15 protein-coding genes and 1 pseudogene are annotated in these 13,128 nt (G+C 72.3%); 10 read left to right on the plus strand and 6 right to left on the minus strand.

What is annotated here, in order from left to right; all coding sequences use genetic code 11:
- Positions 1–153 precede the first annotated feature (153 nt).
- Both ABZ806_RS43410 and ABZ806_RS43415 read right to left on the minus strand, forming a co-directional pair.
- Positions 154–1,674: an alpha/beta fold hydrolase gene (locus ABZ806_RS43410; protein ID WP_500225513.1), complete on the minus strand. Its 1,521-nt coding sequence runs from the start codon at positions 1,672–1,674 to the stop codon at positions 154–156.
- 206 nt (positions 1,675–1,880) lie between these two features.
- Positions 1,881–3,779, minus strand: coding sequence for a protein-arginine deiminase family protein (locus ABZ806_RS43415; RefSeq protein WP_500225515.1), 1,899 nt, complete (start codon positions 3,777–3,779; stop codon positions 1,881–1,883).
- On the opposite strand from ABZ806_RS43415, the gene ABZ806_RS43420 reads away from it, so the two are divergent.
- The 5 genes from ABZ806_RS43420 to ABZ806_RS43440 all read left to right on the plus strand — a co-directional run bounded on the left by ABZ806_RS43420 (position 3,768) and on the right by ABZ806_RS43440 (position 7,363).
- Positions 3,768–4,985, plus strand: a complete 1,218-nt coding sequence (locus ABZ806_RS43420) for a sensor histidine kinase (protein ID WP_500225518.1) — start codon at positions 3,768–3,770, stop codon at positions 4,983–4,985. The genes ABZ806_RS43415 and ABZ806_RS43420 overlap by 12 nt on opposite strands.
- Positions 4,982–5,623 (plus strand): response regulator, encoded by a 642-nt coding sequence (locus ABZ806_RS43425; protein WP_500225522.1) that lies wholly within the window; start codon positions 4,982–4,984, stop codon positions 5,621–5,623. The genes ABZ806_RS43420 and ABZ806_RS43425 overlap by 4 nt, the downstream gene beginning before the upstream one ends.
- 99 nt (positions 5,624–5,722) lie before the next feature.
- Positions 5,723–6,172, plus strand: coding sequence for a helix-turn-helix domain-containing protein (locus tag ABZ806_RS43430; protein ID WP_500225524.1), 450 nt, complete (start codon positions 5,723–5,725; stop codon positions 6,170–6,172).
- A complete protein-coding gene (locus ABZ806_RS43435) occupies positions 6,165–6,533 on the plus strand; it encodes a DUF4180 domain-containing protein (RefSeq protein ID WP_500225525.1) in 369 nt (122 codons plus the stop codon). The genes ABZ806_RS43430 and ABZ806_RS43435 overlap by 8 nt, the downstream gene beginning before the upstream one ends.
- A complete protein-coding gene (locus ABZ806_RS43440) occupies positions 6,530–7,363 on the plus strand; it encodes an alpha/beta fold hydrolase (RefSeq protein WP_500225527.1) in 834 nt (277 codons plus the stop codon). The genes ABZ806_RS43435 and ABZ806_RS43440 overlap by 4 nt, the downstream gene beginning before the upstream one ends.
- A gap of 37 nt (positions 7,364–7,400) precedes the next feature.
- Here ABZ806_RS43440 and ABZ806_RS43445 read toward each other — a convergent pair whose 3' ends face one another.
- From ABZ806_RS43445 to ABZ806_RS43455, 3 genes are read right to left on the minus strand one after another with little or no spacing between them, the layout of a single operon-like run.
- Positions 7,401–7,742 (minus strand): MmcQ/YjbR family DNA-binding protein, encoded by a 342-nt coding sequence (locus tag ABZ806_RS43445; protein ID WP_500225528.1) that lies wholly within the window; start codon positions 7,740–7,742, stop codon positions 7,401–7,403.
- A 31-nt stretch (positions 7,743–7,773) separates the two neighbouring features.
- Positions 7,774–7,965, minus strand: a complete 192-nt coding sequence (locus tag ABZ806_RS43450) for a helix-hairpin-helix domain-containing protein (protein WP_500225530.1) — start codon at positions 7,963–7,965, stop codon at positions 7,774–7,776.
- 56 nt (positions 7,966–8,021) lie between these two features.
- Positions 8,022–8,927: a helix-turn-helix domain-containing protein gene (locus tag ABZ806_RS43455; RefSeq protein WP_500225531.1), complete on the minus strand. Its 906-nt coding sequence runs from the start codon at positions 8,925–8,927 to the stop codon at positions 8,022–8,024.
- Positions 8,928–9,026: 99 nt separating this feature from the next.
- On the opposite strand from ABZ806_RS43455, the gene ABZ806_RS43460 reads away from it, so the two are divergent.
- The 4 genes from ABZ806_RS43460 (at position 9,027) to ABZ806_RS43475 (ending at position 11,765) form a co-directional block, all read left to right on the plus strand.
- Positions 9,027–9,620 (plus strand): non-oxidative hydroxyarylic acid decarboxylases subunit B, encoded by a 594-nt coding sequence (locus ABZ806_RS43460; protein WP_500225533.1) that lies wholly within the window; start codon positions 9,027–9,029, stop codon positions 9,618–9,620.
- The gene (locus tag ABZ806_RS43465; RefSeq protein WP_500225535.1) at positions 9,610–11,034 is read left to right on the plus strand and encodes a non-oxidative hydroxyarylic acid decarboxylases subunit C; all 1,425 of its coding nucleotides are present in this window, start codon (positions 9,610–9,612) and stop codon (positions 11,032–11,034) included. The genes ABZ806_RS43460 and ABZ806_RS43465 overlap by 11 nt, the downstream gene beginning before the upstream one ends.
- Before the next feature lie 63 nt (positions 11,035–11,097).
- Positions 11,098–11,325: a non-oxidative hydroxyarylic acid decarboxylases subunit D gene (locus ABZ806_RS43470; RefSeq protein WP_500225537.1), complete on the plus strand. Its 228-nt coding sequence runs from the start codon at positions 11,098–11,100 to the stop codon at positions 11,323–11,325.
- The gene (locus tag ABZ806_RS43475) at positions 11,322–11,765 is read left to right on the plus strand and encodes a hypothetical protein (protein WP_500225540.1); all 444 of its coding nucleotides are present in this window, start codon (positions 11,322–11,324) and stop codon (positions 11,763–11,765) included. Before ABZ806_RS43470 ends, ABZ806_RS43475 begins: the two co-directional genes overlap by 4 nt.
- Before the next feature lie 40 nt (positions 11,766–11,805).
- On the opposite strand, the gene ABZ806_RS43480 is transcribed toward ABZ806_RS43475, so the two are convergent.
- Positions 11,806–12,630, minus strand: coding sequence for an SAM-dependent methyltransferase (locus ABZ806_RS43480; RefSeq protein WP_500225541.1), 825 nt, complete (start codon positions 12,628–12,630; stop codon positions 11,806–11,808).
- A 179-nt stretch (positions 12,631–12,809) separates the two neighbouring features.
- On the opposite strand from ABZ806_RS43480, the pseudogene ABZ806_RS43485 reads away from it, so the two are divergent.
- Positions 12,810–13,128: pseudogene (locus ABZ806_RS43485) on the plus strand (hypothetical protein); the annotation flags it as partial.

Raw genomic sequence — 13,128 nt, forward strand, 5'->3', positions numbered from 1 at the left:
GTCAACATCCTTGCCACCGACCTGGACGACCTCGCCGGCATGATCAAGCACCGGCTCAGGGTCATCCAGCACCACCCCGGCGTGATCGACAGCTGCCTCGCCCCCACAGGGCTCAACCTCACCACCACACCCGCCATCACCAATTAACCCTGGTTAGGGGCGTACCGGGGTGGGTGGGATGTTGGCCAGGCACGAGGTTTCGGGGACGTGCAGGTCGCGGATGAAGCCGGTCTGGATGGCGGCCACGCAGCCGCTGGGTTCGTGTTCGGGTACGTGGCCGACGTTGGGCACCTCCACGACCGTGGCGCGGCGGAACTGGCGGGCGGCCTGTCGGCCCGTCTCCGTCGGGGTGTTGGCGTCCAGGTCGCCGGAGGTCACGAGGACGGGGACGTCCGGGAACGGCCCGCCGACCGGCTGGCTCGGGCCGTGGCGGTCGGGCCAGCGGATGCAGGTGTCGCCCTGGTCGTAGCTCATGCTCGTCCAGGCCCGCTTTCCGAACGGCCGGTAGTCCCGCTCGGGCAGTGCCGCGCGCCCGGCCGAGAACTGCCGGAGCCGGGCCGGGAGTGCCGCTCTGCGGTTCCACAGCCTCGGGTAGTCGTTGCAGACCACGGTCGCGGCCAGTTCGGGGTTGAAGGGCTGCGGCTCGTCCTGGCGCAGTGACGACCCGCTCAGCGGGGCGGCCTGGCGGGCGGCGTCGATGAGCGGCGTGTAGTTGGAGCGCAGGGCGCGGCGGGCCATCGCGGGCACGTCGCCGATTCCGGCGGGCGCCGTCTTGGCCAGGCCGTAGACGATGGAGGCCAAGGCGGTGTCGTCGAGCCGCCGCTGCTGCCCGTCCAGCGTGTAGGCGATCGGCCGGGCGCGCAGCCGCTGGGAGAGCTGTGCGATGTCGCGCAGCACCCGGTCGCCGTCGCAGGCGCCGGCGCTGCGTTCGCAGACCAGTCGCAACGAACGGCGGGCAGCGCGCACGTTGGGACGTCCCCACATGTCCACGGCGAGCGGGTAGGCGCTGGACAGCACGATCGAGCGCACCCGCTCGGGGTGCCGTTTCGCGTAGACGGTCATCAGGTAGGTGCCGTAGGACTCGCCGAGCAGGTCCAGCCGCCCGATGCCCAGCTTGGCGCGGACGGCGTCGATGTCATCGGCGATCTCGGCCGAGGTGTAGCCGCGCGCCCGAGCACCCAGCCGCCGGCCGCACTCACCGACCGCCCGCACGAAGTCCGCACGGGTCGCGGGCAGTGAACCGAGCGTGCCGCAGCTGAGCGGGTCGGAGCGGTTCACCCCGCGCGGATCGACGAGCAGCAGGTCATGGTCCTGCAGCAGACCGCTGAACATGCGGGCATACGTGGAGGCGGACGCGATCGCCGAATCGCCGGGGCCGCCGGGGTTGATCGTCACGGTCCCCCTGGCGGGCCGGGACACGTCGCGGTGCCTGATCAGCGCATAGGCCACGGTGGTGTGGCCCAAGCCGGGGTTCGCCCGCACCAGCGGCACCCGCACCGTCCCGCACACCGCGCCCGAAACCGGCACGCACCCGGCCGGCGCCTCCTGCGGCGCCTCCTGGGCTGTCTGCTGCGCCGTGCCCGCGAGTCCCGTCGGTACGGCGACCCAGCCGCCCGCCGTCACCGCGGCGAGCCCGGCCACCAGGACCCCGGCGCTCTTCGAGATCAACTTCATGTACGGAAGCGTGACCGGCACGGAACCGGCCGCGCATCGCTCTATACGGGGAACCCGCATCCAGCACCTGGGAGGGAGACGCCGCCACTGCCCGGCGGCGTCCCCTCCGGCCGACCCGGTCCACCCGGCCGACCCCGCCCACCTCTACGCCACCGCCCTCGCTCGCCTTGCATGAGGTGGTCGCCCGCGTAGCGGCGGCTTTTGGTTTATCGGGTGGGGTGCCACCACGGGGTGGTGGTGGTCAGGTTGCGTTGGACGTTGGTGACGCAGTGGATGTCGCCGCCGGCCGTGCCGACGTAGTGGGAGTAGTCCCAGTCCTCGATCCAGTGGACGCGTACGCCGGCGCCGTGTAGTGCCTGCTCGGTGGCCCGCTGGAAGACGTCGTGGCCGCCCTGGCGCGGTCCGTGCTGGGCCGGGGCCAGGTAGCCGCCGGTGCCCGTGCTGATGCCGTTGGCGGCGTCCGGCAGGTAGGTGACGGTCAGGTTCTTGCGCGGGTAGTCGTCGGGCAGGTCGAGCTTGGTGAACAGTGCCGGGACGCGGATGACGTCCCGTTCGGTGATCCCGGCCTTCTCGCGGAACTGCCGCAGTGCCCGGTCGACGCCCGCCGCCGCGATGCGGGTGCCGTTCACCAGGTCCGGCTTGCGGAGGGCCTCGGCGACCGTGAGGCCGGGGAACTGCGTGTTGGACGGGGCGATGCCCTCGACCAGCCGCTGCCCTCCGCCGCCGGTGGCGGCGACCTTCTTCAGCAGGTCCATGCCCATCCGCGGATCCGCGATGACCATGGCCCACCCCTTGCCTCCGCGCCGGGGGACGAAGTGGAGGAACTCGTCGATGTGGCCGACGCCGAGCCAGCTCGTGTCGACGGCGATCGGGTCCTGGTAGCCCTGCGCCTCCAGCATCCGGGTGAACGCGGTGTCGGGAGTGAACTTGCCCTCGCCCCCATACACGATCCGGCCGGTGCGGTACTTGCCGTAGGGCGGGATCGTCCCGAAGTTGCCGCTCGAACTGGCCGACCCGTAGTACAGGTTGTCGTCGGGGCGGTCGACCGCCGTGGCGTCGAACTGCTGGAGGCCGGCGACGCCCGGTCCGCGCATCATGGTGAACACCGGACGGGACGCGTCCCGCAGCGGACGGTCGCGGGCCGGGAAGTCGGGCGTCACGGCCGGGGACCTGAGGTTCACCACGATGCGGTGCTCCTTGCCGCCCGGCCCCGGCATGGACGCGTAGCCGGCCTTGAACATGTCGCCCATCCACTGGTCGCCCCCGGCCGGGGACTCGATGAACGGTTTGCGCAGCCCTTCGGCGTCCAGTGCCCGGCGCAGGTCGCGCCGGTACGCCTGCTGGCCCTTGACGGGCTTGTCGGGCGCCGTCCCCTTCTCCAGCGTGACGGGGGCCTTGGGGTTCGCCACGACCGCGCGGTCCAGGGGGAGGAGGTCGTGCTGGAAGAGCACCGGCGCGACGCGCAGCCGGACCTTGTCGGACCGGGTCTTTCCGCCGTCGGCGACCGTCAGCGTGAGGTCGCTGAACCCCGACCAGGCGGCCGGGTCGCGGACGACGTCGCGGGCCTCGACGGCGAGCCGTAGCCCGCGGCGGAGTTCGTCCGCGCGGATCGCGCCGTCCGCGCCGAGGGCGGTGAGGCGCCCGCCGCGCTGGACGAAGATCCGCACCTTGTCCCGCGACCGGGCGTCGGACCGCAGCGTCGCCCGCGCGGAACCGGACACGCTCGCCATCGCCGGAATCTCCAGCGGTGCCAGGTCGGCGGCGTCGGCGGCACCGTTCACCACCGCGTCGGACGCGTCGTTGCACGCGGCCAGTGCCGCGTCGGTGAGCCGTTCGCCGTTCTTGCCGGCCGTCGGGCAGCGGGCGGCGTCGTCGTCGAGGTTCGGCAGCATGATCGCCCCGCGAGTCGCCGTCCACGCTCCGCGCCGGGCGTCGTCGGCGGGCGACAGCCGCCCGTCGCGGTCGGTGTCGGCGCGCAGCAGCACCGTGCCGGACGACGACGGCGCGCCCGCCAGCCCGGCCTCGGCCGTGAGGCCGCAGGCCGCGAGGCAGGCCACCGCGGCGGCGGCCAGCCCGGTTCGTACGATTCGCTTGTGACCGTTCATGGGGACAAGCTTCCTGATCAGGGCCCTGTCCGGGCATCGCCCGTTCGGCAGATCTTCCCGGCGGGCGCCTCGTCCGTTCGGCAGAGGCGCCCGCGCGCCCTCGCCGCCGGAGCGCTGCTCATCGCCCTCGCGGCGGCCGCCGCCGCGGGCACGCCGGGCGTGGGGCCGCTGATCACCGTTCCGGCCTGGCTGACCGGTGCCGCGCTGGTCCTCATGCTCGCCTTCCCGGCCGCCCGGCCGGGCGCGATCGCGGGCGCGGCCGGAGCCGGCTCGCTGGTGGCGACCCTGCTCTACCAGGGGCCGGCCGGCAACCGGACGGCCGGCTGGTGGCTGGCCGAGTCGGTCGCGGCGGCGGTCGTCCTCCACTTGGCGGTGCGGCGCGCGGGGGCCCGTCCCGCCGCGCTCGCGGGAGCGGTGGCCGGCGTCGCGGTGACCGTGCTCCCGCTGCGGCTGACGCTGCACGTCGTCCCGCCCGCGAGCACGCGCGGCGCGGTGCTCGGCTGCCTGCTCTGCGGGCTCGGCGCGGTGGTCGCCGCCGGCACCGGCCTGTACCTGCGGTCCCTGGACGCGCGGCGCTCCCGCTCGGTGGCCGAGGCGCGGCGCGCGCAGCGCCTCGACCTGGCGCGCGACCTGCACGACTTCGTCGCGCACGAGGTCGGCGGGATGATCGTCCAGGCGCAGGCCGCCCGGTTCGGCGGCGACCCCGCGGCGGCGTTCCAGCGGATCGAGGCGGCCGGCGCGCGGGCGATGGCGTCACTGGACCGCACCGTCCACATGCTCCATGACGACGGGCCCCGCGACGGGCCGCACGGCCTGGACGAACTGCCCGCGCTGGTGGACAGGTTCAGTACCTCGGACGGGGCCGACGTCCGGCTGGCGCTGGACGCCGTCACCCCTCCCCCCGAGGTCTCGGCGACGGCGTACCGGCTGGTCGTCGAGGCCCTGACGAACGTCCGGCGGCACGCCCCGGAAGCGACCGCCGTCGACGTCTCGGTGACCGCGACGGGCCCCGCCCTCCGCGTCGCCGTCACCGACGACGGCCCCAGCGGCCGTGCGGGCCTGCTGCGCGGACGGCGGCGGGGCGGCCTCGGCCTCCCCGGGATCGCCGAGCGCGTCGAGGCGCTCGGCGGCGACTTCGGTGCAGGTCCCGCGGGTGATCGGGGCTGGCGGGTCACCGCGGTGATCCCACTACGATCGGCGCCATGACCACGCGGATCGTCATCGCCGATGACCAGGATGACGTCCGTGGCGGCTTCCGCATCATCCTGGACGCCCAGCCCGACATGCGGGTGGTCGGGGAGGCCGCCGACGGCGCCGCGGCCGTCGAACTGGCCCGGCGGCTGCGTCCCGACGTCGTCCTCGCCGACATCCGGATGCCGCGCATGGACGGCCTGGAGGTCACCCGGCTGCTGGCCGGCCCGTCCGTGCCCGATCCGCTCCGGGTGCTCGTCGTCACCACCTTCGACCTCGACGAGTACGTGTACACCGCCCTGCGCGACGGCGCCTGCGGCTTCCTGCTGAAGCGCTCCGGGCCCACGCTCCTGGTGGAGGGCGTCCGCGCCGCCGCGGCGGGGGACGCGCTCATCAGCCCCACGATCACCACCCGGCTGCTGCGCCGCTTCGCCCCGCCCCGCCCGCGCGCCGACGACGGGCGGCTCACCGGCCGCGAGACGGAGGTCGCGACCCTCGTCGCGCGGGGCCGCACCAATGCGGAGATCGCCGCCGAACTGTCCATCACGCCCGGCACCGCCAAGACCCACGTCGCGAGCATCCAGCACAAACTGGGCGTCCGGAACCGCGTCGAGATCGCCGCCTGGGCCTGGCAGACCGGCCGGCTCGGCTGACGTCCGTCCGCGGTCAGCCGCGACGCCGGACCAGGTTCAGGTCAGCGTGTGGGCCCTAAAGTTCCCTATCGGACCTCATCTCGCGTATGTTGGGGAGCAATGGACGACAAGATGTACTCGGTCGAGGAGGTCGCGGACCTTCTCGGGCTTCATGTGCGGACGGTGCGGCGGTACATCCGGGAGGGGCGGCTCAAGGCCGTCCGGATCGGCAAGCAGTACCGGATCGGACAGGGCGACCTGGAGGAGTTGACCGGGAGGCCGGAGCCCGAGGGGCGGTCCGGGGCGAGGGTCGAGGTGTCGAGCATCGTGCAGGTCGACGGTGTCGACCGGCACATGGCGGACCGGCTCGGAACGCTCGTGGTAAGCGCCGCGCAGAGCGGGCCCGACCCCGGTGAGCCGGTGCACATCCAGGTCGTCCATGACGAGAAGGCGCAGCGCTTGAAGGTGGTGCTGCTGGGCGGCGCGGCGGCCACGGCCGAGGTGCTGCAGTTGATCGACGCCGTGCTCGGTGAGGGCGGCGTGCTCGGACGGGAGGCCGGCGATGACTGATGTGGTGCAGGAGCGGGCCGGGGTCCAGGTGCTGGTGTGCGACCCGGACGGTCCGCTGATCGCGACCATGGAGGACGGGCTCGACCTGGTCGGCGCGACCTACCTCGGTGCCGAGGTCGTGGCGGTGCCCGCGCGGCGGCTGGACGAGCGCTTCTTCTCGCTGGGCACCCGATTCGCGGGCGATCTCATGCAGAAGTTCGTCCAGTACGGGGTGAAGCTCGCGGTCGTCGGCGACATCTCCGCGCACATGGCGGAGAGTTCGGCGCTGCGCGCGCTGGTGCGGGAGTCGAACAGGTCCGCCCACGTGTGGTTCCTCCCGGACCTGGAGGCGCTCGACGCGCGGCTGGCGGGGACGTCATGAGCGTGATCTACAAGTCGGACGCCGGGCGGACCGAACTGCTCGGCCACTACCGCCGGGCGCTGGACGCCTGGCCGGTGCCCGCCGAGCAGGTCAGGGTGCCGACCCGCGAGGGGGAGACCTTCGTCCTGGTCTCCGGGCCCGCGGACGCGCCGCCCCTGGTGCTGCTGCACGGCTCGGGCGCGAACGCGGTCACATGGCGGGAGGACGTCGCGGTGTGGTCGCGGCATTTCCGCACCTATGCCGTCGACCTCGTCGGCGAACCGGGGCTGAGCGCGCCCGCGCGTCCTGTCCTCGGGTCCGACGCCGTCGCGCTGTGGCTGGACGACGTGCTCGACGGGCTCGGGGTCGCCGATACCGCGGTCGTCGGCGCGTCCCTCGGCGGGTGGACGGCGCTCGACTACGCCGTCCGGCGGCCGGAACGCGTGTCCCGCCTGGTGCTGCTGTGCCCCGGCGGGGTCGGACGGCAGAAGATCGGCTGGGTGTTCCGGACCCTGGCGGCCCGCCTGGTCCGGCGCGGCGGGCTGCGGGAGTCGGCGATGACCGTCACGGGCCTGGGCAAGGAGAGCGAGGTGCTCGACAGCGTCGTCCTGACGTTCACGCACTTCAACCCGCGCAGGGAGAAGCTCCCGGTGTTCCCCGACGACGCGCTGCGCGGCCTCGGCATGCCGGTGCTCGTGATCGTCGGCGGCCGGGACGCCATGTTCGACTCGCGGCAGACCGCGCGGCGCGTCCACGAGTGCGTCCCGCAGTCGACGGTGAAGCTGCTCCCGGACGTCGGCCACGCCATCTTCGGCCAGGCCCGGACGATCAACGAGTTCCTGCTGCCGTAACACCCGCACAAGCCCCCAGGGCGTTTTCCGGGCGGGATCAGCGGGCCGGGTCGATGGTGCGGGCGAGGAGCGTGGGGGCCGATAGGCGCCACGCCTCGGTTATCAGTTCGGTCAGTTCGCCTGGGTCGACTTTGGTGAGGTCTATGGAGAGCCAGGCGAAGCGGCCGCTGGCCCAGGAGGGGGAGAAGACGTCCGGGGTCTCGGCAATCAGCGCGGCCTGTTCGGCGCGGGTGGCCTTGAGCATGGCGGTCTCGTCCGCTTCGTTGAGATAGCCGAAGCCCTTGCCGCGCACCTTGAAGGCGGTCATGCCGCCGAAGGACTCGTTCTCGGTCACCTCGGGCAGGTTGTGGACCGTCTTCAGGAACTCTTCAACGCTCACACCTGGAGATCTACCAGGCGGGTCGGACGGTTCACTCGTCCGCGAACGACAAGCCCTGGTCTTGCAGGGCCTGCCGCAGGGTCTTCATCGCCTTGGGGCCCATGCCGTGCAGGGCTGCGATGTCCTTCTCGCGGGCTGTGGCCAGTCGCTCCAGGTCGGCGTAGCCGGCGGACGCCAGGGCACGCGTGGCCGGTGCGGAGAGCTTGGGCAGGTCGGTGCTCATCGGGCCAAGCTAACGGTGGCCTGTGACACTCCGGGAAACGACGGGCGTCCCGTGCCTTATGGTTCGGCTTGGGCGCCTCGGGACGTGGCTCGGAACGCGGTCGGGGGCATGCCGGTGCGCTGCTGGAAGAACGCGCTGAAGGACGTCGGGTAGGCGAACCCCAGCCGGTCGGCTATCGCGGACAGCGGCAGGTCCGTGTGGGACAGCAGGCGCTTGGCCTCCAGCAGGATCTGGTCGTCGATGAAGCGTTTCGCGCCGCAGCCCGTCGCGGCCTGGGCGGCGCGGGTGAGGGTGCGGACGCTGTAGCCGAGGCGCGCCGCGTAGTCGGCGACGCGGTGGCTCGCCGAGAGGTCCTGCTCCACGGCCTGCTGGAAGCGCACGAAGACCTCGTTGGCGGTGGCCGGGTCGCCGGGCCCGCCGTTCAGGTGGGTGAGGCGGAGCAGGATGACGCCGAGCAGGTGGCGCATGACGTCGATGTGCGCTTCCAGGGGGAGGTCGGCGAGGCTGTCGGCCTCGTCCTCCAGGAGGCGGAGCGTCCCGTCGAGCGCGGTCCTGTGCGCCCCGGCAGGGGTCAGCGGACGGTGGTGGACGCGCAGGTCCAGCCCGACGGCCTCGCGAGTGGCGGCGTCCGGGAAGTCCGACGTGAACAGCACGACGGTCGCCTCCGCCTGGGTGAGGTCGCCCATGTAGCTGTGGATCTGGCCGGGACGCATCCAGAACCAGCTCCCGGCGTTCACCCGGTACTCGTTGAAGTCGACCGAGCAGCGCACCGTGCCGGCCTTAACGGCGATGAACTCGTGGAAGACGGGACGGCGCGGGGCGTAGATCTCGACGGCGTGGCCGCGGGCGCGCGCGATGAGCCGGGGCAGGTCGAGGACCTCCACGCCCGGCGGTGCGCCCGCCGCGGGACGGTACGGGACGTGCGGGATGTCCGCCCGTAGAGGTTGTCCGTTTTTCTTCATCCACTGTCCTTGATCTGTGACAGCGATTATCCGACCTCGCCATAGCGTGAGTCGCGACGCCGGACAGGCGTGACCGAAATCTCAGGGGAGTGGACGGCCATGCGGCTCATCGTCGGAATGACGGGTGCGACGGGTGCGGTGCTGGGCGTCCGGCTGCTGGAGAACCTGGCCCGGCTCCCGGACGTCGAGACCCATCTGGTGCTGTCGCGGTGGGCGCGGGCGACCGTCGAACTGGAGACGGGCCTGTCGGCGCGGGAGGTCGGGGCGCTCGCCGACGCGGTGTACTCGCCCGACGACCAGGGCGCGGCGATCTCGTCCGGGTCCTTCCGGACGGACGGGATGGTCATCGCGCCCTGCTCCATGAAGACGCTGGCCGCCATCCGGGCCGGTTACGCGGAGGGGCTCGTGGCCCGCGCCGCCGATGTGGTGCTGAAGGAGCGGCGCCGGCTCGTCCTCGTCCCGCGCGAGACGCCGCTCAGCGAGATCCATCTGGAGAACATGCTCGCGCTCACCCGCATGGGCGTGCAGATGGTGCCGCCGATGCCCGCCTTCTACAACCACCCGGAAACGGTCGACGACATCGTCGACCACATCACCGCCAGGGTCCTGGACCAGTTCGACCTGCCGGCGCCCGCCCGCCGCTGGGACGGAATGCGGGCCGCCCGTGAAAGGAACAACCACCATGCCCTTTGACGATCTGCGGAGTTTCCTGGACGCCCTCGACAAGGAGGGGCAACTGCTGCGTATCACCGACGAGGTGATGCCCGAGCCCGACATCGCGGCCGCCGCCAATGCCGCCTGCCGGATGGGCGACGACGCCCCGGCCCTGTACTTCGACAACGTCGCGGGATTCACCAGCGCGCGTATCGCCATGAACGTCCACGGGTCGTGGGCCAACCACGCGCTCGCGCTCGGCCTCCCCAAGGGGACGGGCGTGAAGGAGCAGGTCAGCGAGTTCAGCCGCCGCTGGGACACGTTCCCCGTCGCGCCCGAATGGCGTGCGGACCCGCCGTGGGCGGAGAACGTCATGGACGGCGACGATGTGAACGTCTTCGAAGTGCTTCCGCTCGTCCGGCTGAACGACGGCGACGGCGGTTTCTACATCGACAAGGCAGCGGTCGTCTCGAAGGACCCCGAGGACCCGGACAACAGCGGCAAGCAGAATGTCGGCATCTACCGCATCCAGGTGAAGGGGAAGCGCAGGCTCGCGCTCCAGCCCGTCCCGATGCACGACATCGCGCTGCAACTCCGGAAGGCCGAAGAGGCCGGCGAGGACTTGCCGGTCGCCATCACGATCGGCAACGACCCCGTCATCTCCATCGCCGCGTCCACGCCGATGCGCTACGACGAGAACGAGTACGAACTGGCCGGGGCGCTGCGCGGTGCGCCCGCCCCGATCGCCGAGGCGCCGCTGACCGGGCTGCCCGTGCCGTGGGGGTCCGAGGTGGTGATCGAGGGCGTCATCGAGGGCCGCAAGCGCGAGATCGAAGGCCCCTTCGGCGAGTTCACCGGGCACTACTCCGGCGGACGCAACATGACCGTCATCCGCGTCGACCGGATCTCCTACCGCACCGACCCGATCTTCGAGCACCTCTACATCGGGATGCCGTGGACGGAGGTCGACTACCTGATCGCCGCCAACACCTGCGTCCCGCTCTACCAGCAGCTCAAGGCCGAGTTTCCGGAAGTGCGGGCGGTCAACGCCATGTACACGCACGGCCTCGTCGTCATCGTCTCCACCGCCAAGCGCTACGGCGGTTTCGCGAAGGCCGTCGGGATGCGCGTGCTCAGCACCCCGCACGGGCTCGGCTACGCCGCCACGGTCATCGTCGTGGACGAGGACGTCGACCCGTTCGACCTTCCGCAGGTCCTGTGGGCGGTGTCGACCAAGATGAACCCGGCCGGCGACCTGATCCAGGTGCCCAACATGTCGGTGCTGGGGCTCGCGCCGCAGGCGACGACGCCCGGCATCACCGACAAGCTCGTCATCGACGCCACCACCCCCGTCGCCCCCGACCCCCGCGGAAACTACCGAAACCAGGTCCGCGACCTGCCGGAGGCCGCCGAATGGCTCGTCCGCCTCCGCGCCCTCGCCGCCCGCCGCTGACCCGCCCGCCGGCGCGCCGCCCGCCGTCTCCGCACGCCCGCCCGCCGCTGAAAGGACCCCGACATGATCTGCCCGCGTTGCGCGCACGAGGCGATCGAGCTGCTGTTCGCCTCGCCCGTCCCCGGCGTGTGGGAGGTGCTGCAGTGCGAGCGCTGCCTGTACTCCTGGCGCACCACCGAGCCCGACCGCCGCACCCGCCGCGACCAGTTCCCGGACGCCTTCAAGCTGACCGCCGAGGACATCGCGTCCGCCCCGGAGGTGCCGGCGATCCCGCCGCTGAGGAGCCGGTGAACGACGCGATCCGGGACGCGCTGGCGGCCTGCACCGTCCTCAATCTGGCCTACACGGACGAGGACGGCCCGCAGGCCGGCGCGGTCTTCTTCGCCCCGGCGCCGGACGGCTCCCTGGTGTTCGTCAGCTCGCGCTCGACCCGGCACGGCCGCGCCCTCGCGGCCGACCCCGGCGGTGTCCGCGTGGCCTTCACGGTCCAGGGCGACGACCAGGACTGGCGGACGCTACGCGGCGTCCAGGGGCGCGGCGTCTGCCACCGCCTGACCGGTACCGGCCTGGACGCCGCCCGCGCCGCCTACGCCGCCCGCTTCCCCTTCGTCGCGGACGGCGGCGAACTGGCCCGCGCACTCGCCTCGGCCGACCACTGGTGCGTCCGACCGACCTGGCTCCGCCTCATCGACAACGCGCAGGGTTTCGGCCACAAGACCGAATGGCCGTAGGCCGAGGCCCAGCGGCTGAGCTGCCGAGCGGCCCGGACGCTCAGCGCTTCCGGGCGAGGCCGCAGAACTGGTACACCGGCTTCGGCGGACGGTCGGGGTCGCTGACCGCCGGCCGCCACTGCGAGCACGACACGACGCCCGGCTCCAGGATCTCCATCCCGGCGAAGAAGCGCTCCATCTCCACGGCGCTGCGCAGCCGCATCGGCGCGACGCCCGACTCGTTGCTCATGTCGACGGCCTGCTGCGCCGCCTCCCCGTCGACCTCCCCGCTGGGGTGCGCGATCGCCAGGTAGCTGCCGGACGGGACGGCGCCGAGCAGCCGGTCGACGACCCGCTGCGCCTCGTCCTCGTCGGGGACGAAGTTCAGGATCCCCAGCATCATGATGGCGACCGGCCGGTCGAAGTCGAGCGTCGCCGCCGCCCGCTCCAGGATCGCGTCGGGGTCGCGGACGTCCGCCTCGATGTAGTCGGTGGCGCCCTCCGGCGTGGACGTCAGCAGCGCGTGCGCGTGCGTGAGCACCAGCGGGTCGTTGTCGACGTAGACGATGCGGGTGTCCGGCGCGATGCCCTGCGCGACCTCGTGGGTGTTGCCGGCGGTGGGCAGCCCGGTCCCGAGGTCGAGGTACTGGCGGACGCCCTCCTCCCCGGTCAGGTAGGTGACGGCCCGCCCGAGGAACGCCCGGTCGGCGCGGGCCGAGGAGACGATGTCGGGAATGACCGCCTGGATCTGGTCGCCGAGTTCCCGGTCGACGATGTAGTTGTCCTTGCCGCCCAGCCAGTAGTTCCAGACCCGCGCCGTGTGCGGCACGGAGGAATCCACGGTCGGGGACTGCGGCGGCTCATTTGGGGAGGAAGTACCGGTCATGGACAGAGATTAGCCATTTCCGGCGATCACGGAGAGCCGAAAACACATCCGGAGTCACTGCCCGGATAGGCGGGACGTTCGTCCCCCCAGCACGGACCGAACGGACCTACGGCGGCAGAGCGGACGGGAGTTGAGTGAGGAGTGCAGAAACCGGCGATGTGATGGAAGGTGAGACGGCGATGGCAGTCTCCGAGCACAAGACGCACGCGGGACGCGGCACCCTGATCCGGGTGGTGGCCCCCAAGCCGCTGACCGAGACGCCCGCCGCCCGCTACGCCTGGGCCGCGGCCCGGCTGGCACTGGGCTGGATCTTCGCCTGGGCGTTCGCGGACAAGCTGTTCGGGCTGGGTCACGGGACCCCGGCCGGCCAGGGCTGGCTGGACGGCGGCAGCCCCACCGAGGCGTTCCTGGCGCACGCCCCCAAGGGCCCGTTCGCGGGGCTCTACAACGACCTGGCCGGCGCCGCGTGGGCGGACTGGCTGTTCATGATCGGGCTCG

Origin of the sequence: Spirillospora sp. NPDC047418, from assembly GCF_040643275.1 — a bacterium.
Lineage (GTDB): Bacteria > Actinomycetota > Actinomycetes > Streptosporangiales > Streptosporangiaceae > Spirillospora.